Annotated in this window: 13 protein-coding genes and 1 pseudogene; 5 read left to right on the top strand and 9 right to left on the bottom strand. The window is 73.4% G+C overall.

What is annotated here, in order from left to right; all coding sequences use genetic code 11:
- Positions 1–74 precede the first annotated feature (74 nt).
- From EV385_RS25095 to EV385_RS25075, 5 genes are all read right to left on the bottom strand, one after another.
- Complete coding sequence (locus tag EV385_RS25095) at positions 75–3,611, bottom strand: SCO7613 C-terminal domain-containing membrane protein (RefSeq protein ID WP_130511687.1); 3,537 nt, start codon at positions 3,609–3,611, stop codon at positions 75–77.
- 93 nt (positions 3,612–3,704) lie between these two features.
- Complete coding sequence (locus tag EV385_RS25090; RefSeq protein WP_242625062.1) at positions 3,705–4,097, bottom strand: TIGR03668 family PPOX class F420-dependent oxidoreductase; 393 nt, start codon at positions 4,095–4,097, stop codon at positions 3,705–3,707.
- The gene (locus EV385_RS25085) at positions 4,094–4,924 is read right to left on the bottom strand and encodes an LLM class F420-dependent oxidoreductase (protein WP_130511686.1); all 831 of its coding nucleotides are present in this window, start codon (positions 4,922–4,924) and stop codon (positions 4,094–4,096) included. Before EV385_RS25085 ends, EV385_RS25090 begins: the two co-directional genes overlap by 4 nt.
- A gap of 108 nt (positions 4,925–5,032) precedes the next feature.
- Positions 5,033–5,743 (bottom strand): polysaccharide deacetylase family protein, encoded by a 711-nt coding sequence (locus EV385_RS25080; protein ID WP_242625352.1) that lies wholly within the window; start codon positions 5,741–5,743, stop codon positions 5,033–5,035.
- A gap of 72 nt (positions 5,744–5,815) precedes the next feature.
- The gene (locus EV385_RS25075) at positions 5,816–6,736 is read right to left on the bottom strand and encodes a LysR family transcriptional regulator ArgP (RefSeq protein ID WP_130511684.1); all 921 of its coding nucleotides are present in this window, start codon (positions 6,734–6,736) and stop codon (positions 5,816–5,818) included.
- A gap of 73 nt (positions 6,737–6,809) precedes the next feature.
- Here EV385_RS25075 and EV385_RS25070 point away from each other — a divergent pair, with 73 nt between their 5' ends.
- A complete protein-coding gene (locus EV385_RS25070; protein WP_130511683.1) occupies positions 6,810–7,403 on the top strand; it encodes a LysE/ArgO family amino acid transporter in 594 nt (197 codons plus the stop codon).
- Between the two features lie 96 nt (positions 7,404–7,499).
- Positions 7,500–8,231, top strand: a pseudogene (locus tag EV385_RS25065) (class I SAM-dependent methyltransferase); the annotation flags it as partial.
- Between the two features lie 100 nt (positions 8,232–8,331).
- On the opposite strand, the gene EV385_RS25060 reads toward EV385_RS25065, so the two are convergent.
- The gene (locus EV385_RS25060; protein ID WP_130511681.1) at positions 8,332–8,982 is read right to left on the bottom strand and encodes a 2'-5' RNA ligase family protein; all 651 of its coding nucleotides are present in this window, start codon (positions 8,980–8,982) and stop codon (positions 8,332–8,334) included.
- A gap of 179 nt (positions 8,983–9,161) precedes the next feature.
- On the opposite strand from EV385_RS25060, the gene EV385_RS25055 reads away from it, so the two are divergent.
- Both EV385_RS25055 and EV385_RS25050 read left to right on the top strand, forming a co-directional pair.
- The gene (locus EV385_RS25055) at positions 9,162–10,757 is read left to right on the top strand and encodes a tetratricopeptide repeat-containing diguanylate cyclase (protein ID WP_130511680.1); all 1,596 of its coding nucleotides are present in this window, start codon (positions 9,162–9,164) and stop codon (positions 10,755–10,757) included.
- 120 nt (positions 10,758–10,877) lie between these two features.
- Entirely contained in the window at positions 10,878–12,476 is a 1,599-nt protein-coding gene (locus tag EV385_RS25050; protein WP_130511679.1) for a GGDEF domain-containing protein, read from the top strand.
- 14 nt (positions 12,477–12,490) lie between these two features.
- Here EV385_RS25050 and EV385_RS25045 read toward each other — a convergent pair whose 3' ends face one another.
- Positions 12,491–15,115 carry an MGH1-like glycoside hydrolase domain-containing protein gene (locus EV385_RS25045; protein ID WP_207229920.1) on the bottom strand — a complete coding sequence of 875 codons (2,625 nt, stop codon included), beginning with the start codon at positions 15,113–15,115 and terminating at the stop codon, positions 12,491–12,493.
- A gap of 98 nt (positions 15,116–15,213) precedes the next feature.
- On the opposite strand from EV385_RS25045, the gene EV385_RS25040 reads away from it, so the two are divergent.
- Positions 15,214–17,124 (top strand): amylo-alpha-1,6-glucosidase, encoded by a 1,911-nt coding sequence (locus tag EV385_RS25040; RefSeq protein WP_130511677.1) that lies wholly within the window; start codon positions 15,214–15,216, stop codon positions 17,122–17,124.
- Positions 17,125–17,246: 122 nt separating this feature from the next.
- On the opposite strand, the gene EV385_RS25035 is transcribed toward EV385_RS25040, so the two are convergent.
- Both EV385_RS25035 and EV385_RS25030 read right to left on the bottom strand, forming a co-directional pair.
- Positions 17,247–17,750 carry a CAP domain-containing protein gene (locus EV385_RS25035; RefSeq protein ID WP_242624986.1) on the bottom strand — a complete coding sequence of 168 codons (504 nt, stop codon included), beginning with the start codon at positions 17,748–17,750 and terminating at the stop codon, positions 17,247–17,249.
- A gap of 278 nt (positions 17,751–18,028) precedes the next feature.
- On the bottom strand, positions 18,029–19,114 hold the full coding sequence (locus EV385_RS25030) for a glycoside hydrolase family 26 protein (protein WP_242625061.1): 1,086 nt from the start codon (positions 19,112–19,114) through the stop codon (positions 18,029–18,031).
- Between the last annotated feature and the right edge of the window lie 44 nt (positions 19,115–19,158).

The raw sequence follows: 19,158 nt of genomic DNA, 5'->3' as shown, positions 1-19,158 counted from the left end.
TCGGCTGCCCGGGCACGGCGGATGGCCTGCACGATCGCGGTGGCGCGGCGTCTGCGTAACTTCGCGCGGCGTTTCTAGGCCATGCTGTTCAGCGCCGCGCGGAGCCGGGCGAGGTCACGCCGCCGCCGTTCCAGCGTCATCGCCAGACCGACGAGCAGCAGCCCGGCCGCGGCCAGCGGGATCCAGCGGGGCAGCAGATCCCAGATCAGCGCCGCCTCGTGCAGGGCCACGACGCCCAGCACCGCCCCGCCGGTGACCACGGGCGCCTGCAGCCGGGCGCGGGCGCCGAGCAGCACGACCGCGAGCGCGCCCAGCCCGAGCAGCAGCCGCCGGACCGGTTCGCCCTCGTTGGCCAGCACGACGGCGAGGGTCGGCAGCAGGGCCGCGCCGAGCGCCACCGCGTACGCGCTCCAACTGGACAGCTCGGCCCGGGTGCGCCGGGCCAGCCAGCCGGCCAGCAGGGCCACCCCGGCGGCGGGCAGGGTGTACGCCTCCACGAGGGACACCCGCTGGGCGTCCAGCAGCAGCCACCACCCGAGCAGTTCCGCGCCTGCGGCCGCGACGATGTGGATCCGGCGGTTCGCCGTACCGGAACGCAACGCGCGTACCCCGAGGGCGACGCCCCACAGGGCGCACACCACGGCGGCGTACCGGGTTCCGGCGCTGAGCAGCAGCGCCACGACCGCGCCCGCGTGCGCGGCGGCCTGCACCGCCCGGCCCTCGACCGGTCGCCGCCCGGCCAGCAGCGTCCCCACCGCCAGCGCCAGCGCGGCCACCCCCAGCACCGGCAGCGCGGTGTGCGCCACCGGCAGCCCGGCGGCCCGCCCGGCCGTGTACGCGAACCCCAGGGCCGCGCCGGCCGCGCCCAGCCAGCCGGCGAGCCGCGCGGGCAGGTCGCGTCCGGCGGCACCGACCACGGCACCGACCACGAGCACCCCGCCGAGGCCCACCAGCGTCGTCCACCGGGTCGGCAGCGCACCGGCCAGCCCCGCCGCAGCCAGCAGTGCGCACGTCACGGCGGTGGCGACTCCACTCGCCGCCGGCCACGACGCACCGGCGCGGCGCGCTGCGGCACCGGTGGCCCCGAACCCACCGGTGCCGGGGCGCCACGGCGGGCGGATCGCGACCGCCAGCAGACCCGCCAGCCCGGCGAGGAGGCTGGCCGCCGGGACGGCGGGCCAGGACACCCCGGCCGCCGCCAGCGCCAGCGGTCCGGTCAGGGCGAGCGGCGCCGCGGCCACCCAGTGCGCGGCACGCCGGCCGGCCGCGAGGGCCGCGGCGGGCGCCAGCAACGCCACGGCGAGGACGGCGGCGGCCGCCACCCGGCCGAGACCGTCGGGGTGCAGCCCGACCCCGGCGGGACGGCCGGACCACACGTCGGCCAGCCAGCCCCACGGCAGCACCAGCACACTCACGAGGCCGGTCGCGACCGCACCGAGCAGCACCACCCCGAGCGGTACGGCCGCCGCGGCGGCCCAGTTCCGGCCGTGTCCGCGCCGTCCGTGCTGCGGTCGGTGACCGGTGGCCAGGGCGACCAGCAGCAGGCCGCTCGCCGCGTACACGCCCGCCGGGTCACCGGAGACGGCGGTCCACAGTGGCGCGGACACCGCGCCGAGCAGGGCGGCGGCCAGCGCGTGACCGCCGTATCCGGGCCACCGCACCGCGACCAGGTGCCGTACGGCGACCAGCAGCGCCACCCCGGCCAGCGCGGCCCGCGACTGCGTGGACGTGGGCAGCCCCGCCGCCGCGGCGCCGGTCCAGCCGATCGCGGGAACGGCCAGCAGGCCGACCGCGAGGCCGATCCCGCCGATGTCGCGGCGGCCCCGGGCGGCCGCGGCCGTCCCGATCCCCAGCGCCAGCACCCCGGTCAGGGTCAGTGCCGCGACACCGGGCCGGCCGAAGCCCACCCCGAGGGCGTGCACCACGGGCACCACGGCGACGAGCGCGACACCGGGCCGCACCAGACCGCGCGCCGCCGTACGCAGCGCCTCGGTGGTCCGCGCGGCGACGTGGGCGCCGCCGCCGGAGCGCCGCGCCCGCAGCGCGAAGGCCAGGACCCCGGCGGCGGCCAGCAGGTCGAACCCGGCCGCCGACCACCACGGCAGGTGCAGCGCGGCCGGGGCGGCGAACGCCACCGGCACCGCACCCACGACCACCGCCAGGCCCCGCGCGCCGCGCGGCAGCAGCACCACGGCCCCGGCGGTCAGCAGCACCAGCACGGCGGCCAGCCACCGGTCGCCCCCGGCGACGGCGGCCGGGGCGTCGAACACCGGCCGGGCCAGCGACCACGTGCCCGCCGCCGCGACGATGGCCCGCTCCCCCGCGTACAGGAACGGCACCAGGACGACCGTGGCCGCACCGGCCCACGGCCCCGGCCGGACCTCGGACGGCAGGTGCCGCAGCACCACCGTCACCCCGACGGCCAGCAGCGCGGCCACCGCCGCGACCGCGACCAAGGCGGCCTGCGGGACGGCGAGCGCCGCCACACGGGCCGCGCCCACGCCGAGCGCCACCACCGCCAAGAAGCCGGTGACCGAACGGGCCGGCGCCGACCCGGAGACCCCGGCCCCGGCGACAGCCACCGCCGCGGCGGTGACCAGCGCCGCCCCGCCCACGGCGGCGGCGGGCACGGCACCGGCGACGGCGAGGGCGACGAGCGCGGCCAGCGCCGACGCGGCGAGCAGGGCGGCGCCGAGGGCGTACGCGGTCATCACCAGGGCCGTACGGGCGCCGCGCAGGTAGACCACGGCCAGGTTGAGCACGGCCGTACCGGCGAGGGTGAACGCCCAACCGGCGGCGCCGGGGTGCAGCGGCGCGACGAGCAGCGGCAGCACCGGCTGGGCGCAGAGCAGGGCCACGAACCGCGGCCCGACCAGACCGGTGACGTGCTCGTACCCGGCGGCTACCGCGGCGGTCACCGCGAACACCGCACCGGCGTACGCCAGCGCCGAGTACCTGGCCACCCCGAACAGGTCGACGTACCAGGCGGCGTAACCGTCGAGCAGCACCAGCAGCAACCCGACCCCGGCGAAGGTCTCCGCGGTGGCGGAAAGCCCCCGGCGCAGCGCGGCCAGCGGCGCGGCGAGCGCCGCCGCGGTGAAGGCGGCCAGCAGCGCCGCCCGGCCGCCCACGCCGAACTGCGCCCAGGCGACCGCGGTGAACACGATCGCCGCGACGCCGAGCAGCAGGCCACCGAGCAGGAACAGCGCATTCTGCACGAGCTTGCCGGAGGCCTCCGGCTTGCCGGGCGCCACCGCGCCGGGTACCGCAGCCTCGGGTACCGCAGCCCCGGATACCGCAGCCCCGGATACCGCAGCCCCGGCGGAGACCGCCCTGCCGGGGACCGCCGGGGCGGGCCGGGCGGGGGCCGCGACCGTGGCGGGCCGGGCCGAGGCCACGGCCGCGCGTACCCGGGCCGCCGCGGCATGGCGCAACCGCCATGTCTCGCGCAGCTCGGCATCCGTGGCGGCGAGCCGCTGGGTGAGGACACGAATCTGCCCGTCGAGGCGAACCACCTCGACAGCGTCCTGATCGGGGCCGCGGCCGCAGCCGGGGCATCCGGCGACCGCATCGGCCGCGACACTGCAGTACGGGCACGGGTAGGAGATCACGGCATGATCCTCGCCGCCGGCGCCCCGGCGCGGCTGAGTCGGCGTACTCAGATCGGTCTGGGTGCCGCACTCAACACCGGAGGGCCCAGCGGGTCAGCCGGCGGCCCAGGAGGACCAGTGGTGCACCTCGATCCGCAGGAACGGCCCGGCCGGTGGCGTCGTCGCGTACTGCGGATACCGGGCGGCGAGCGCGGCCAGCCCGTCCGGCGAGTGCGGCAGCACGGCGGCGTTGCCGTCGGCGCGGACCCACCACAGCCGGGTCCAGTCCTCGTCGTAGTGGTCGGCCAGCACGCTGACCCGTGGCTCGTGCGCGATGTTGGCGAGCCGGCGCAGCCGCCGGTGCCGCTTCGGCTTGTCGTCGACCGCGCTGTGGATGACGTCGCCGTCCACCGCGAAGACGATCGGCACCAGGTGCGGCGCGCCGGTGTCGTCGACCGTGCCGAGCCGGGCGACCCGGGCGGTGGCGAACAGCTCGGCCGGGGTCACCGGCCGGTGAGCTTCGCGATCGCCTGCTCCCAGCGTTGCAAAGCTTCCTCGACGACGCTCCACGGCCCGGACGGCAGCCAGCAGGACGCCCGCCGCACACCGGCATGCTCCAGCTGTTCCAGGGCCTTCGGGTCGGGCGGCACGCTGAGCACCTGCACCTCGATCGGCCGGTCGGCGCGGGCTTGCAGCTGCGCGATGCGTTCGAACAGGTCGTCGTCGTGCCACTGCGGGAACCAGCCGTCCCCCCAGGCCAGTACCCGGTCGAGGACGGTCGGCCCGCCGCCGCCCACCAGCACCGGCGGGTACGGCTGCTGCGCGGGCTTGGGCCACGACCAGATCCGGTCGAAGTTGACGAAGCGGCCGGCGTAGCTGGCCTCGTCCTGGGTCCAGATCGCCTGCATGGCCTGCACCCGCTCACCCAGCAGGGCCATCCGGGTACGCGGGTCGGTGCCGTGGTTGGCCATCTCCTCGCGGTTCCAGCCCGCCCCGACGCCGAACTCCAGCCGCCCGCCGGAGAGGTGGTCGACGCTGGCGACCTCCTTGGCGGTGGTGATGGGGTCGCGTTCGACCACCAGGCAGACCCCGCTGCCGACCCGCAGCCGGGTGGTGGCCTCGGCGGCGGCGGTCAGCGCGACGAACAGGTCGTAGCAGTGCCAGTACTTGCGGGGCAGCTCCGCCCCGCCGCTCCAGGGGCTCTCCCGGCTGGCCGGGATGTGGGTGTGCTCCGCGAAGAACAGCGCGTCCTGCCCGCGTTCCTCCAGCTGGCGGGCGAGCGCGCCGGGGCCGATTCCGTCGTGGGTGGGGAAGTATCCGACGCCGTACTCCATCTCGGGAGTCTATGGGCGCTCGCGCCCGTTCGCTGGCGTCCCGGTACAGGTCAGCCACGAGGATGTCGTACGTTCCGGCGGCCGGGCCGGGCCGTTCGGCCCGGCTCCCTACCCGAGGACGAACGTGTACCCCTTGTGCTTGAGCTGGCGGATGGTGGAGTCGAGCGAGGCGACGGTGCGGCTGCGGTTGCCACCGCCGTCGTGCATCAGCACCACCGCGCCCGGCCGTGCCCCGCGCAGCACGCGGGCCGTGATGGTGCGCGCCGCCGGGCGTTCCCAATCCTTCGTGTCGACCGTCCACCTCAGATTGCGCAGCCCGCAGTCGCGGACGACGGCCCGGACCCGGGCGTTGGACGCGCCGTACGGGAACCGGAAGACCGTCGGGCTGACCCCGGCGGCGGCGCGGATCTGCCGCTGGGCCGTGGTGATCTGCTTGCGGGCGGCGGAGTTCGACAGCCGCGTCATGTTGGCGTGGTTGCGGGTGTGGTTGCACAGCCGGTGACCCTCGGCCCGGATCCGGCGCACGAGCGCCGGGTACCGCGCGGCGTTGTCGCCGACGATGCAGAACGTGGCTTTGACGTGGTACTTGCGCAGCAGGTTGAGCACCTGCGGGGTGTAGCGCGGGTGCGGCCCGTCGTCGAAGGTCAGCGCGATGGTCTTGCGCGCGGCGGCGGTGGCCGGGGCGGTGGTCACCGGGGCGGCCGTCACCGGGGCGGGGATCACCGCTCGCCGGCTCGCGCCGGTGAGCGCGGCCGGTCCGGGAGGGACCGCCGTGGCACCCGGTACGAGCATGGCGAGCGTCATGAGCAGGGCAAGCATCACGGGCGTGATTGTGCCGTCGGAGCCGGTAGCCGACCAGGGACCTACAGTAATCCCGTCAATGCATGGCGATCAGCCCCATTCAGACATTTTGCCGTCCACTGTCGAAGGTGGCTGCCGTAGCGCGGTCGCGGCGGCCGCCCGGACCGCCGTGGTCAGCGCCGACAGCGCCGCCGACTCCATCCGCCAGTACTGCCAGTACAGCGGCACGTCGAGGTGGCGGCCGCGCGCCAGCTCGACGAGGCGGCCGGCGGCGATGTCGCTACGGGCGACGTCCTCGGGCACCAGGCCCCAGCCGAGGCCGAGCCGGATCGCCTCGGTGAAGCTCGCCGACGCGGGCACGAAGTGGGTCGGCGGGTCGATGTCGCGCCGGGTGATCGTGCGGGCGAAGCGGTGCTGCAGCAGGTCCTTGCGGTTGAAGCGGACCATGGGCGCGACCGGGAACGCCGCCGCGAGCTCCGGTCCGGCGAACCACGCCTCGTGGACGGCGGGCGCGGCCACCGGCAGGTAGCGCATCGCGCCGAGTCGTTGCACCCGGCAGCCCTGCACAGCGGCCCGTTCGGTGGTGACGGCCGCCATCACGGTGCCCGCGCGCAGTAGTTCGGCGGTGTGCCCCTCGTCGTCGGTGTGCAGGTCGAAGATCACCTCTGGGAGAGCGGTCAGCGCGGGCAGGAACCAACCCGCGAGGGAGTCGGCGTTGACGACGACGGCCAACCGGGTCCGGGCGTGCGCGCCGAGGGCGCCTCGGGCGGCCTCGAGCGCCTCGTGTTCCAGCAGCGCCACCTGGCCGCCGAGGCGGACCAGGGGCCGCCCGGCGGCCGTGGGCACACAGGGCCGCGCCCGGCGGACGAGCACCTGGCCGACGACCTGCTCCAGCGCCTTGATGCGCTGGCTGACCGCGGACGGGGTGACGTGCAGGGCACGCGCGGCGGCGTCGAAGCTGCCGTGTTCGATCACCGCCTGGAACGTCGCGAGCTGCGCGGGGTCGAGCATCATAAGCGATTCTAACGGTACTGAAGAATCTTTAGCTGGAGTGCAGGTCAGCCGCGCCCTAGCGTGAACGACCATGGGTTCCGTGCTGGCCGGGTTCGGCTTCTCCCTGGCGCTGATCGTCGCCATCGGCGCGCAGAACGCGTTCGTGCTGCGCCAAGGGCTGCGCCGCGAACACGTCCTGCCGATCGTGGCGATCTGCGTGGCCGCCGACGCGACGCTGATGACCGCCGGCATCGCGGGACTCGGCGCCGTCCTGGCGGACACCCCGGCCGTGCTGACCGCGGTGCGGTGGGGCGGCGCAGCGTTTCTGCTCGGGTACGCGGTGCTGGCGGCCCGCCGGGCCCTGCGTCCCGCCGTCCTGACCCCGCTCGACCGCCCGCCCGCCACGCTGCGCGCGACGCTGCTGGCCTGCCTGGCGTTCACGTTCCTCAACCCGCACGTCTACCTCGACACGGTGGTGCTGCTCGGCACGGTCGCCCACCAGGACCCGAACCGGTGGGCGTTCGGCGCCGGGGCCGCGACAGCGAGCCTGCTGTGGTTCGCGACGCTGGGGCTCGGCGCCCGCCGCCTGGCGCCGCTGCTGGCCCGCCCGACGGCCTGGCGGGTCGTGGACGGAACCATCGCCGCGATCATGCTGGCCCTCGGCCTGTCATTGGCCGCGGGCTGACGGGCGCCCGGGTGCGCTCAGGCCGCCTCGGTCGTCGGATGTGAGTCACGGCATCTCTCCTTGTCCCCGTCCGGCCGGGCCGGTTGTCTCATCGACATGGCCCGCATCGCATACGACCACACGGACGCGAGTGCGTTCGCCGCGACCCGCCACCTCGCCGACGCCGACGCCCGGGAATGGCGGACCGCCGTGGCCCGGTGGCTCGACCCACGGCCGGGACTGCGAATACTCGATCTGGGAGCCGGTACGGGCAGCTGGGCGCAGGCTTTCACCGCCTGGTTCCCCGGCGTCGAGGTGACCGCGGTAGAGCCCTCGGCGGCGATGCGGGAGCGCTCGGCGTACCGGCCGGTGGTCGCCGGTGACGCCGCCGCCATCCCGTTGCTCGACGGCAGCGTCGACGCGGCGTGGCTGTCCACCGTCATCCACCACGTGCCCGACCTGGCGGCCATGGCCGGAGAGCTGCGCCGTGTCCTGCGGCCGGGCGCACCGGTCCTGATCCGGTCGGCGTTCGCCGGGCGGCACGAGGCGATCACGCTCTTCCGGTACTTTCCCGAGGCGGTCCGGGTGCTGGACACCTACCCCAGCGTGGCCGACGTCGACGCGGCGTTCTCCCGGGCGGGATTCTCCGTCGAGAGCCTCGCGCCGGTGCCGCAGACCACCGCCGCGTCGTTGCGCGACGCGGCCCGGACCCTGCGCCGGGAAGCCCACACTCCCCTGCAACTGATCACTGACGAGGAGTACGCCGCCGGAGTGGCCCGCCTGCACCGGGCGGCGCTCACCGAGACCGGACCGGTCGTCGACGCCCTCGACCTGCTCGTGCTGCGCCGCGACCAATCAAGCCCCGACCGATCAAGCCCCGACCGATCAAGCAGCGACCAATCAAGCCGCGACCGATCAAGCCGCGACCAATCAGGCCGCGACCGATCGATCAGCCGGCCAAGGCGAACGTGTCCACCACGCGCCACTCGTACATCCGGTTGTCGCGGTGCATCTCGATGAGGTCCACGTGGTCGATGCGCACCCGCACCGGCTCGGGCGCGGCCCCGGTCAGCGCCGCGACGTAGGGCGCCGCGCTGCCGTCGGCGGTGAGGTAGGCGACGCTGACGTGGGGCCGGAACCGGGCCGGGTCACCCGGCACCCGGTCCGCTCCGCGCACGTCGGCGATCGCGCCGCGCGTGGCGTGGTGCACGCGCCGCACGGGCTCGGCCGGTTCGGCGAACATCACGACGGCCTCCTGCGTCACGCTCGGTTCGCCGAACCCGACATCGAACGCGGGGATCTCGGCCAGCAGTTCACCGGCCCGTCGCGCGATGCGGCGGACGTCGGAGGCCGGGATCGCGTCGGTGAAGTCGACGGTCTGCATGGTCAGGTGCAGCCACCGGTCGGGGATCAGGGTGACGGTCCGCAGACCGGCCAGGGCGTGGCGGTGTGCGCCGGCCAGCGCGTACAGCGCGGGCTGGCCCTCGAAGGTGAGGTGGAAGGCGTAGCCGCGGCGTCCGGGGCGCCAGCCGGGCCGCCACCACCAGTGGTCACGGACCTGGTCGGCGTGCCGTCCTGCGCGGGGATCAACGGGCGACATCGTGCTCCTTGTCTGGTCTCCGAGACGGTCATCGGGGACGGTTGCGCTGTCGCGGACGCCCCTCGCGGCGAACCTCATCGTCGTCGATCACCTCAGGAGCGGCGGCACCGGGTCGAAGAGATGTCGCAGGGGCAGCCGCCGCGATCGGGTGCCGCGACGAGGTTTCGGAGGCAGCAGTGGTGCACGGGGCGGATGAGGCACGCCTGCCGGTGCCCGTGTCCGCCTACGGCCCCCTGGACGGCCTCGCCGAGCAGGTCCATCTGATGGCCCAGAGCGGCCGGGCGTCGGAGGCGCTGGACGCCCTGGAGGTCTTCGAGCCGTACGCCCGCGCCTTCGGCGACACGAAGACCGCCGCGTTCCTGCGACAGGGCCGCATGTACGCGTACCTGTATCTGGGCCGCATCCCGGAGGCGATCGCCGTCGGTGAGCAACTGCTGGCCGACAACGAGTCCTCCGGCAACCCGGTCGCCGTCGCCAAGACCCTGGCCGACCTGTCCGACCTCAACCTGCGCGTGAACCGGGTCAGCGAGGCGATGCGCAAGCTGGCCCGGGCCGGACTGCTGCTGGAGCAGACCACCATCCGCAACGACCGGTACGTCGCGGCGCTGTCCTCGGCGATCTGCGCGGCCACCAGCATGGAACTGTTCGAGACCGCGCACGCCACCTATCTGCAGCTGACGCAGTGGTGGGCGTCCGAGGGCCGGACCGAGACGACGGCCAACCATGACCTGATCTACGCCGAGACGCTGCTGCAGTGGGGGCTGCGGCTCGACCAGCTCGGCGACCACGTCGAGGCCCTGCCCCGGCTGCGCACGGCCGCCGACATCTTCCAGCGCTGGTGTACGGCCTGCGAGAGCACGGACGCGGCCGGGCCGTTCATCGCCCTGCACTCGCTGGCGCTGGCGAAGACGGGCGAGCTGTCCCGGGCGCGGCAACTCGCCGCCGGGGTGGTGGTGCGGCTGCGCGGTGACGACGACCCGCACACGGCGTGGCCCGCCCACATGGCCCTGGGTATCGCGCTGCGCGACCAGGGCGACGTGGTCGGCGCCCGGCGCGAGTTCACCGCCGCGGCCGAACTGCTGCGGGTCACCGGCTCCCCCAGCGAACGCCTCATCGTCGGTCACGAACTGGCCCGCCTCACCATCGACGAGATCGGCGAGCACGCGAGCCACGACCTGCGCTACATGATGGAGCTGCAGGCCCGGCAACTGTGGCAGCTGCGCCTGCAACGCGTCGCCATGCTCCGCCAGGCCCGCCACCGCGAGGAACAGGAGCAGGCCCGCCGCGAGGCCGAGGCCGCCCTGCTGCACGATCCGCTCACCGGTCTGGGCAACCGCCGCCGATTCGACCAGCTGCTGGGCGATCTCGACGCCGGTCTCATGCCCGCGCCGACCGTGCTGCTCTTCATCGACGTGGACCGGTTCAAGTCCATCAACGACACCTATTCGCACAGTGTCGGTGACCGCGTCCTGTGCGAGATCGCCGGGGCGCTGCGGGTGAACTGCCGCGCCGACGACATCGCGGTCCGCTACGCGGGCGACGAGTTCGTGGTCTTCCTGCGTACCGATGTCGAGGGCGCGCGGCACGTCGCCGAGCGCATCCGCGCCACCATCGCCCAGACCGTCTACGACGACATCGCCCCGGGGCTGCGGGTCAGCATCAGCGTCGGCGTCGCCGCGCACGAGCCCGGCATGCCCGCCCACGAACTCGTCGACACCGCCGACGCCCATCTCTACCTCGCCAAGCGCAACGGCCGCGACCAGGTGGCCGCCTGACGCCAGTCCGCCGCGATTCCCGCCGCGTGGGACGGCCCGGGGCGCGCCTCAGGACCGGTGGCCCCGGGTCGAAGAGGACATCACGCGGGCGCGCGCGCCCCTGACGGTTCGGAGGCGGGTGTGGGCGACAGCGCGGCCAACTCCTTGCTGCCGGTGCCGGTGACCCCGTACGGGCCGCTCGACGGACTGGCCGAGCGGGTCCATCTGCTGGCCCAGAGCGGCCGGGCCGACCAGGCGCTGGAGGCCGTGCAGGTCTTCGAGCCGTTCGCCCGCGCCTTCGGCGACACGAAGACCGCCGGGTTCCTCCTGCAGGGCCGCATGTACGCGTTGATGTACCTGGGACGGTACGCGGACGCGATCCCCGTCGGTGAGCAACTGCTGCACCATCACGAGTCCACCGGCTCCGTGGTCGCCGTCGCCAAGACGCTGGCCGACCTGGCCGACGTCAACCTGCGCGCGGACCGGGTCAGCGACGCGATGCGCCACCTGGCCCGGGCGGGCCTGCTGCTGGAGCAGACCACCATCCGCAACGACCGGTACGTCGCGGCGCTGGCGTCGGTGATCTGCGCGGCCACCAGCATGCAGCTGTTCGAGACTGCGCACGCCACGTACCAGCAGATGTCGCAATGGTGGGCGTCGGAAGGCCGGACCGAGACGACCGCCAACCATGACCTCGTGTACGCCGAGACGCTACTGCAGTGGGGCCTGCGACTCGACCAGCTCGGCGAGCACGAGGAGGCGCGGCCCCGGCTGCAGCGGGCGGCCACGATCTTCGGCCGGTGGAGCGCGGCCTGCAAGGAACGCCACCAGTCCCAACCGTTCGTCGCGCTGCACTCATTGGCCCTGGCCAAGCTGGGCGAGGTGGACCGGGCGGAGCAGCTCGCCGCCGGCATCGTGGCGGCCCTGCGCGCCGCGGGTGACCCGTACGTGGCGTGGCCGGCTCACGCGGCCCTGGGGATCGCGCTGCGCTCGCGCGGCGACCTGGTCGCCGCCCGCCGCGAACTGGTCGCCGCCGCCGAGAGCCTCCAGATCAGCGGCTCCTCCAGCGAATTCCTCATCGTCGACTACGAACTCGCCTGCCTGGCCGTACTCGAGGTCGGCGACCATCCCAGCCGCGACCTGCGCCACATGATCGAGCTGCAGGCCCGGCAGCTGTGGCAGCTGCGCCTGCAACGCGTCGCCATGCTCCGCCAGGCCCGCCACCGCGAGGAACACGAACAGGCCCGCCGCGCCGCCGAGGCCGCCCTGCTGCACGACCCGCTCACCGGTCTGGGTAACCGCCGCCGCTTCGACCAGCTCATGAACGAACTCGACAACGGCCACCTGCCGGCGCCCACCGTGTTGCTCTTCATCGACGTGGACCGGTTCAAGTCCGTCAACGACACGTACTCGCACGGCGTCGGGGACGCCGTGCTGCGCGAGATCGCCGCCACCCTGCGCGCGAACTGCCGCGCCGACGACATCCCCGTCCGCTATGCCGGCGACGAGTTCGTCGTCTTCCTCCACACCGACCCCGACGGCGCACGCCACGTCGCCGAGCGCATCCGGGCCACCATCGCCGCGACCGCCTACGACGACATCGCCCCCGGCCTGCGGGTCAGCATCAGCGCGGGGATCGCCGCACACGAGTCCGGCATGCCCGCCCACCAACTGCTCAGCACCGCCGACGCCAACCTCTACCACGCCAAACGCAACGGCCGCGACCAGATCGCCGCCTGACGCCCCGCCCGGCGCTACCGGTGCAGGGTCAGGATCAGGTCCACGACCAGCGCCGTCCACCCGGTCTGGTGCCAGGCGCCCAGCCCGGCGCCGTTGTCACCGTGGAAGTACTCCGGGAACACGATCAGGTCCTTCCAGTCCGGATGGTTCTGGAACAGCTCGTTGGCGCCGTACAGGGGGCGGCGGCCCCACGAGTCCGGCACGAACAGCGACACGAGGCGGCGCGACAGGTCGTCGGCGACCTCCGTCAGCGTGACCTGGACCCCGGAACCGGTCGGGTACTCGACCTTCAGGTGGTCGCCGTAGAAGTCGGCGAACTCCCGCAACGCCTCGACGAGCAGGTAGTTCACCGGCATCCACACCGGGCCGCGCCAGTTGGAGTTGCCGCCGAACAGGCCGCTGGTGCTCTCGGCCGGCTCGTACCCGACGGTGAAGTCGGAGCCGCCGAGCGACACCGTGAACGGCTTCTCCAGATGCGCCCGCGACAGGGTGCGCAGCCCGTACGCCGACAGGAACTCCTCCGGGTCGAGCATCCGCGCCAGGATCCGCAGCAACTGGTCCTGGCCCACCATGGACAGCAGCCGCTGCTGGCGCCCGTCGGCGCCGATCCGGCGGGCGCTGATGACGTCGCCGTACTCGGGCTGGTTGGTCTGCATCCAGCGCAGCCGCGCGCCCAGCGCGGGCAGGCGGTTGAGAGTGGAGGCGGTGAGCCGGGTGGTGGCCGCCAGCGGCAGCAGCCCGACGATCGAGCGAACCTTCAGCGGCAGCTTGTGCCCGTCGGGCAGGCGCAGCACGTCGTAGAAGAAGCAGTCCTCGTCGTTCCACAGCCCCTGCCGGTACGCCGCCTCGGCGATGTACGCGAAGTGCTCGAAGAACTTCGTGGCCATGTCGGTGTACGCCTGGTCGTGCAGTGCCAGCCGGATCGCCATGTCGAGCAGGTTCAGCGCGTACATGGCCATCCAGCCGGTGCCGTCGGACTGCTCCAGCACCCCGGCCACGGGCAGCGCCGCCGACCGGTCGAACGGGCCGACGTTGTCCAGGCCCAGGAAGCCGCCCTCGAACACGTTGTTGCCGCCGACGTCCTTGCGGTTGACCCACCAGGTGAAGTTCAGCAGCAGCTTGTGCATGACCTTGGCGAGGAAGTCGAAGTCCTTCCCGCCGTCGATCTCGAACACCCGCAGCGCCGCCCACGCGTGCACGGGCGGGTTCACGTCGGAGAACGCCCACTCGTACGCGGGGATCTGCCCGTTGGGGTGCATGTACCACTCGCGCAGCAACAGCAGGAGCTGGCTTTTCGCGAAGCCCGGATCGACGCGGGCGATGGTGACGCAGTGGAACGCCAGGTCCCACGCCGCGTACCAGGGGTACTCCCACGGGTCCGGCATGGAGATGACGTCGAAGGAGTTCATGTGCCACCAGGCGTGGTTGCGCCCGTACCGGCGGCCCGGCGGTGGTGGGGTGGTGGCCGGGTCGCCGCGCAGCCACTGCTTGACGTCGAGGTGGTAGAACTGCTTGCCCCACATCAGCCCGGCGATCGCCTGCCGGGCGACCGCGGCCTCCTCGGCGGAGGCGGCGGCGGGGATCAGGTCGGCGAAGAACTCGTCCGCCTCGGCCTCGCGGATGCGCAGCACTTCGTCGAAGCCGCGGCCCAGGTCGGCGGGCGGCGGCGGCTCGTCGCTCTGGGTGAGCCGCAGCCGGATCCGCCGGGTCTCCCCCGGACCCAGATTGAGTACGTAGTGCAGCGCGCCCTTCGTGCCCGTGCCCTCGGGGTTGACCGTCGGGGCTCCCGCGACGATGTGGTCGTTGATGCCGTCCTTCGGGTACAGGGTGGTGCCGGGCAGGGCCCACAGGCGCTGCGCGTTGGTCTCGTTGTCGCACATCAGGGCGGGCGGCGCGCCCTCGGCGTCGAGGGTTATCCGGCCCAGGCTCCGGTGGGTGCCGAGCAGCCGCCCGGGACGCCCCTCGATCTGCGGTACGGGCCGGTTCGCCGCCCCCCACGACCAGGTGTTGCGGAACCACAGCGTCGGCAGCACGTGCAGGGTGGCCGCCTCGGGGCCCCGGTTGGCGACGGTGACGACGATGCACATGTCGGTCGGGGTGGCCTTGGCGTAGTCGACGGTGACCGCCCAGAACCGGTCGTCGTCGAAGATGCCGGTGTCGACCAGCTCGTACTCGGACTCGTCGCGGGTGCGCTGCCCGTTGACCCGGACCAGGTCGTCGTACGGGAACGCGGCCTGCGGGTAGTGGTAGCGCCAGCGCATCCACGAGTGGGTGGGGGTGGAGTCCTGGTACCACCAGTACTCCTTGGCGTCCTCGCCGTGGTTGCCGCCGTCGCCGCCGAGGCCGAACATCCGCTCCTTGAGGATGGGGTCCTGCTCGTTCCACAGCGCCAGGGCGAAGCAGAACGTCTGCCGCTCGTCGCAGACCCCGGCCATCCCGTCCTCGTTCCACCGGTATGTCCGGGACCGGGCGTGATCGTGGGGGAAGTAGTCCCACGCCGTGCCGTGCTCGCTGTAGTCCTCCCGGACCGTGCCCCAGGCGCGCTCGGCCAGGTACGGTCCCCATGCCCGCCAGGGCTGCTCCCCCGAGTCCGCCTGCGCCAGCCGTACCCGTTCCGCCACGCCGTTGCTCACCCCCATGGTTCGATCATGAACCTCGGTCGACCACACTGTGATTGTTACCGGCATGTGTTACGGGCGAGGGACACGCCCCGTTCAAGCGCGAGGAGGGTGCCCGGGTGCGGCCCATCGCCTTCGGCCCGCAGGTCTGCGGCCGCATCGAGGAGTCCTCGGTCCGCGAGTGGTTGGTACCCGACGGCTGCGGCGGCTATGCCATGGGCACGGTCGGCGGGCTGCGCACCCGCCGTTACCACGGCCTGCTCATGGTCTCCGGGCGCCCGATCGCCAGTCGCCGGCTGGGCCTGGCCGCGCTGGACGCGGTGATCACCATGCCCTCCGGTGCGCTCGTGCGGCTGGGCACCCACGAATGGGCCGACGGGGCGATCGCGCCGCGCGGCCACGAGCTGATGGCCCGGTTCGACCTGGTCGACGGCGTACCCCGGTGGCGGTGGCGGATCGGCGACGTGGTGCTCGAACGGGAACTGGCCATGTCCCACGGCAGCCCCAGCCTGGCGGTGGTGCACCGCCTGCTCACCGGCGGCCCGGTCAGCCTACGCCTGGAAGCCCTGGTCACGTGGCGTGACGGACACGCCGGTCGGACGGCGGCCGACGGCCCGCCGCCGGTGGTGGCCGAGGCCGAGGGCGGCTGCGTCGTCGCCGACGCGTTCCGGCTGCGCGGCCCGGACTTCCGGGCCGCCGGGCAGTGGTACCGCGACGTGCACTACCGCGAGGAGGCCGCGCGCGGCTTCACCGCCACCGAGGATCTCTGGTACGCGGGTGCGTGCCACGCCGAGCTGCGCCGGCCCGGCGACACCGCCGAGGTGTCCGCGTGGGCCGGCGACCTGGCCGAGGTGCCGCCACCGGCCACGATCGTGGTGGCCGCCGCCCGGGAACGCAGCCGGGCCGTGGTGGCCGCGGCCGCCCCCGCCGACGAGTCGCAGGCGACGCTCGCGCTGGCGGCGGACGCGTTCGTGGTGCGCACGCCGGACGGCCCCGACGTGGTCGCCGGGTACCCGTGGTTCGGCGCCTGGTCGCGCGACACGATGCTGTCGTACGAGGGGCTGTTCCTGTCCACGGGCCGCGCCGACGTGGGCCGTGAGCTGCTGCGCGGCTACGCCGCCACGCTCTCGCAGGGGATGCTGGCCAACACCGCGGACACCGGTACGGTCGAGTACAACACGGTGGACGGCACCCTGTGGTTCCTGCACGCGGTCGGCCGGCACGTGGCCGCGACCGGCGACACCGACCTCGCGGCCGAGCTGCTGCCCGCCCTGCGCGGCGTCGTCGACGCCCACCTGACCGGCACCCGGTACGGCATCCGCGCCGACCCGGCCGACGGGCTGCTCACCCAGGGCGTCCCGGGCGAGGCGCTCACCTGGATGGACGCGCGGGTGGACGGGGTGCCGGTGACCCCACGCATCGGCAAGCCGGTCGAGGTGAACGCGCTGTGGGTCAACGGGCTGGCCACGGTGATCAAGCTGGCCTGGCAGGCGCACACGCACGCCGGGGCGGCCGACCGCGCCCACCCGGCGGCCCTGGCCGGGTTCGCCCGCCGCTTCCCCGCCCCCGGCGGCCTGCTCTACGACGTGGTCGACGGCCCGGACGGCGACGACGACACGCTGCGCCCGAACCAGCTGCTGGCCTGGTCGCTGCCGTACGCCCCGCTGCGCCCCGAACCGGCCGCGCTGCAGGCGATCGGCCGCGCCCTGATGACCCCGCTGGGTCCCCGCAGCATGGCCCCCACGGAACCGGGCTACCGGGGCCGGCACCGCGGCACCGCGGCGGAACGGGACACCGCCTACCACACCGGGACAGTGTGGCCGTGGCTGACCGGCCCGTACGTGGCCGCGTGGCGGCGGCTGGGCGTGTCGGCCGAGCAGACCCTCTCCGACGCCGACGGCCACCTGGGCGAGTACGGCCTCGGCTCGGTCTCGGAGACCGCCGACGGCGACGCCCCGCACGCCGCCACGGGCTGCCCGTTCCAGGCCTGGTCCGTGGCGGAGTCGCTGCGCGTCCGCAGGCTCGCCTGACCGACCGGATCCAGCCTGCGGCATGCCCCCGACCGGCGCCTGATTCCGGTGCGAGAAAGCGGCCCGGCCGGCGCGCTGTCGCGTGCCGGCCGGGCCGTTGGGGTGTGTGGGTGGGGTGGGGATCAGGTCCAGCCGAACATCTGGGTGTAGTACGGGGTGCCGTTGCTGGCGTAGACGACGCCGACGGCCATGGCCTTGGCGCGGCAGTCCACAATGTTGGCTCGGTGGCCGGGGCTGGCCATCCATGCCTTCATGGTGGCGGAGGCGGTGGTGTAGCCGTAGGCGACGTTCTCGCTCATCGGGTAGGCGTAGCCGGCGGTGCGGGCGCGGGTGACGAACGAGGAGCCGTTGGCGCCGATGTGGCTCATCTTGCGGGTGCGGGCCTGGTAGGCGCTGTGGCCGCGGGAGGCCAGCAGGAGGCGGCTGTCGACGCGGATGGGCTTGCAGCCGGCCCGGACGCGGGTGTTGTTGGTGTAGGTCACCAGTTGCGACTGCAGGGTGGACGTGGTGACGGTGGCGGCCTGGGCGGGTGCGGCGGTCACCGTCAGGGTGACCAGCGAGGCACCGGCACCGGCGAGCAGCACGCCGACCATCGTCGCGACCTTGCGCATCGTCTTGCGACCCACAGTGAATCTCCCCCGGTTTGGTCCGGCCCATGTCAGCCGGTCACATGAAGAAGATTCGGGGTCGTGCGGTGCGTGCCCGGGTCCGCGCGGGTTGCCTACCAGTTGCAGCTCATACTTTCGGCCAGTGGCGCTTAACGAGGCGGCCCACCGGGCTGGTCCGACCGGCCACCGGGGCGGTCCGGGACCCAGGACACCGCAGGGGAACGCACCCCGGCGGTCACGGCACGAGCCGCCCGGCTGGTGCCGGGCGGCTCGTGGGGTTGCTGTGTGCTCCTGGGTCAGGCGATCTTCACGTTGAAGATGGGGTTCGCGGCCAGCGTCCGGAACGCGGCCAGGTTCTTCTTGGTGGAGTCGATGCTGATGTCGCGGTTGCCCTCGTCGTCGTGCTTGGTGTCGAAGTACACGATCGCCTTGATCCCGGGCCGCTTGGCCAGCTCCGGCAACACGCTGTTGTAGCCGGCGGTCTTGTCGACCGGCTTGCCGATGCGGTGGTACACACCCCACTCAGCGATCATGATCGGCTTCGACGGGTGGTTCTTGACCGCCCAGTCGTACCAGCCCAGACCACCCTGACCCTTGCCGCCCTTGGCCTTACGGTCAAGCAGGTCGGCGAACTGGCCGTAGTGGTAGTACCCCTTCTCCGCGGACACGTACGAGTCCAGGCCGATCCAGTCCACCACGTCGTCGCCCGGGTACAGGTCGTTCCACCAGGACTGCGCCATCCACTTCTCGTTACCCATGTACGCCATCACGTTGATCGCGTTGTCCACACCCTTCGCTTCCAGGCGCGCGATGGTGTGCCGGTACATGGCGGCGAAGTCCTTGGCCTCCATCCCGGAACCCTTGCGCGGGTTCACGTCGTTCTCCGGCTCGTGGTTGAGCACCAGGAAGAACTTCTTGTCGCCGTAGGTGCTCTTCACCCGCTGGGCGAACTTGTCGATCCGGGCGTCCTGCTCGCCCTTGGCGACCTTGGCCCAGGTGGAGCCGTAGGCGATCTTCCAGTTGACCAGCAGCACCCGCGGCTTGGCCGGATCCGAGGTCATGGCGATCTCGCTCTTGGTCGGGAAGACCTCGTCACCCTTGTGGTAGGTGTGGAAGATCGACGCGGTCCGGCCGGACAGCTTCTCCCACTTCTTCAACTCCGCGTCACGCGGCGCCGAGGTGAACCCACCCGCGGCGGCGCCCCACAGCACCCCACACGAGGGGACGAGCTTGGCGTCGGTGACGCACTGCGGCTGCTCCTTCTTCGGCTTCGCCGAGGAGGCGGGGGTGGCGTGCGCGGCACCGGCCGCGCCGATGACGGCGGTGGTCCCGGCCAGCATCGCACCGAGCAGGGTCACGACCTTGTTCACCTTGCGGCCCACAGTGAATCTCCCCCGTTTGGTCCGGCCCACGTCAGCCGGTCACA

Source organism: Krasilnikovia cinnamomea (genome assembly GCF_004217545.1).
GTDB classification, from domain to species: domain Bacteria; phylum Actinomycetota; class Actinomycetes; order Mycobacteriales; family Micromonosporaceae; genus Actinoplanes; species Actinoplanes cinnamomeus.
This window is presented reverse-complemented; position numbering and strand designations above follow the sequence as displayed.

What these genes read in the sequence shown, in the direction of transcription:
- EV385_RS25080 (WP_242625352.1), bottom strand. Translation starts at nt 5,743, where the DNA reads ATGCTTGCCCTGCTCATGACGCTCGCCATGCTCGTACCGGGTGCCACG.
- EV385_RS25060 (WP_130511681.1), bottom strand. Translation starts at nt 8,982, where the DNA reads ATGTCGCCCGTTGATCCCCGCGCAGGACGGCACGCCGACCAGGTCCGT.
- EV385_RS25085 (WP_130511686.1), bottom strand. Translation starts at nt 4,924, where the DNA reads ATGGAGTACGGCGTCGGATACTTCCCCACCCACGACGGAATCGGCCCC.
- EV385_RS25070 (WP_130511683.1), top strand. Translation starts at nt 6,810, where the DNA reads ATGGGTTCCGTGCTGGCCGGGTTCGGCTTCTCCCTGGCGCTGATCGTC.
- EV385_RS25045 (WP_207229920.1), bottom strand. Translation starts at nt 15,115, where the DNA reads ATGGGGGTGAGCAACGGCGTGGCGGAACGGGTACGGCTGGCGCAGGCG.
- EV385_RS25075 (WP_130511684.1), bottom strand. Translation starts at nt 6,736, where the DNA reads ATGCTCGACCCCGCGCAGCTCGCGACGTTCCAGGCGGTGATCGAACAC.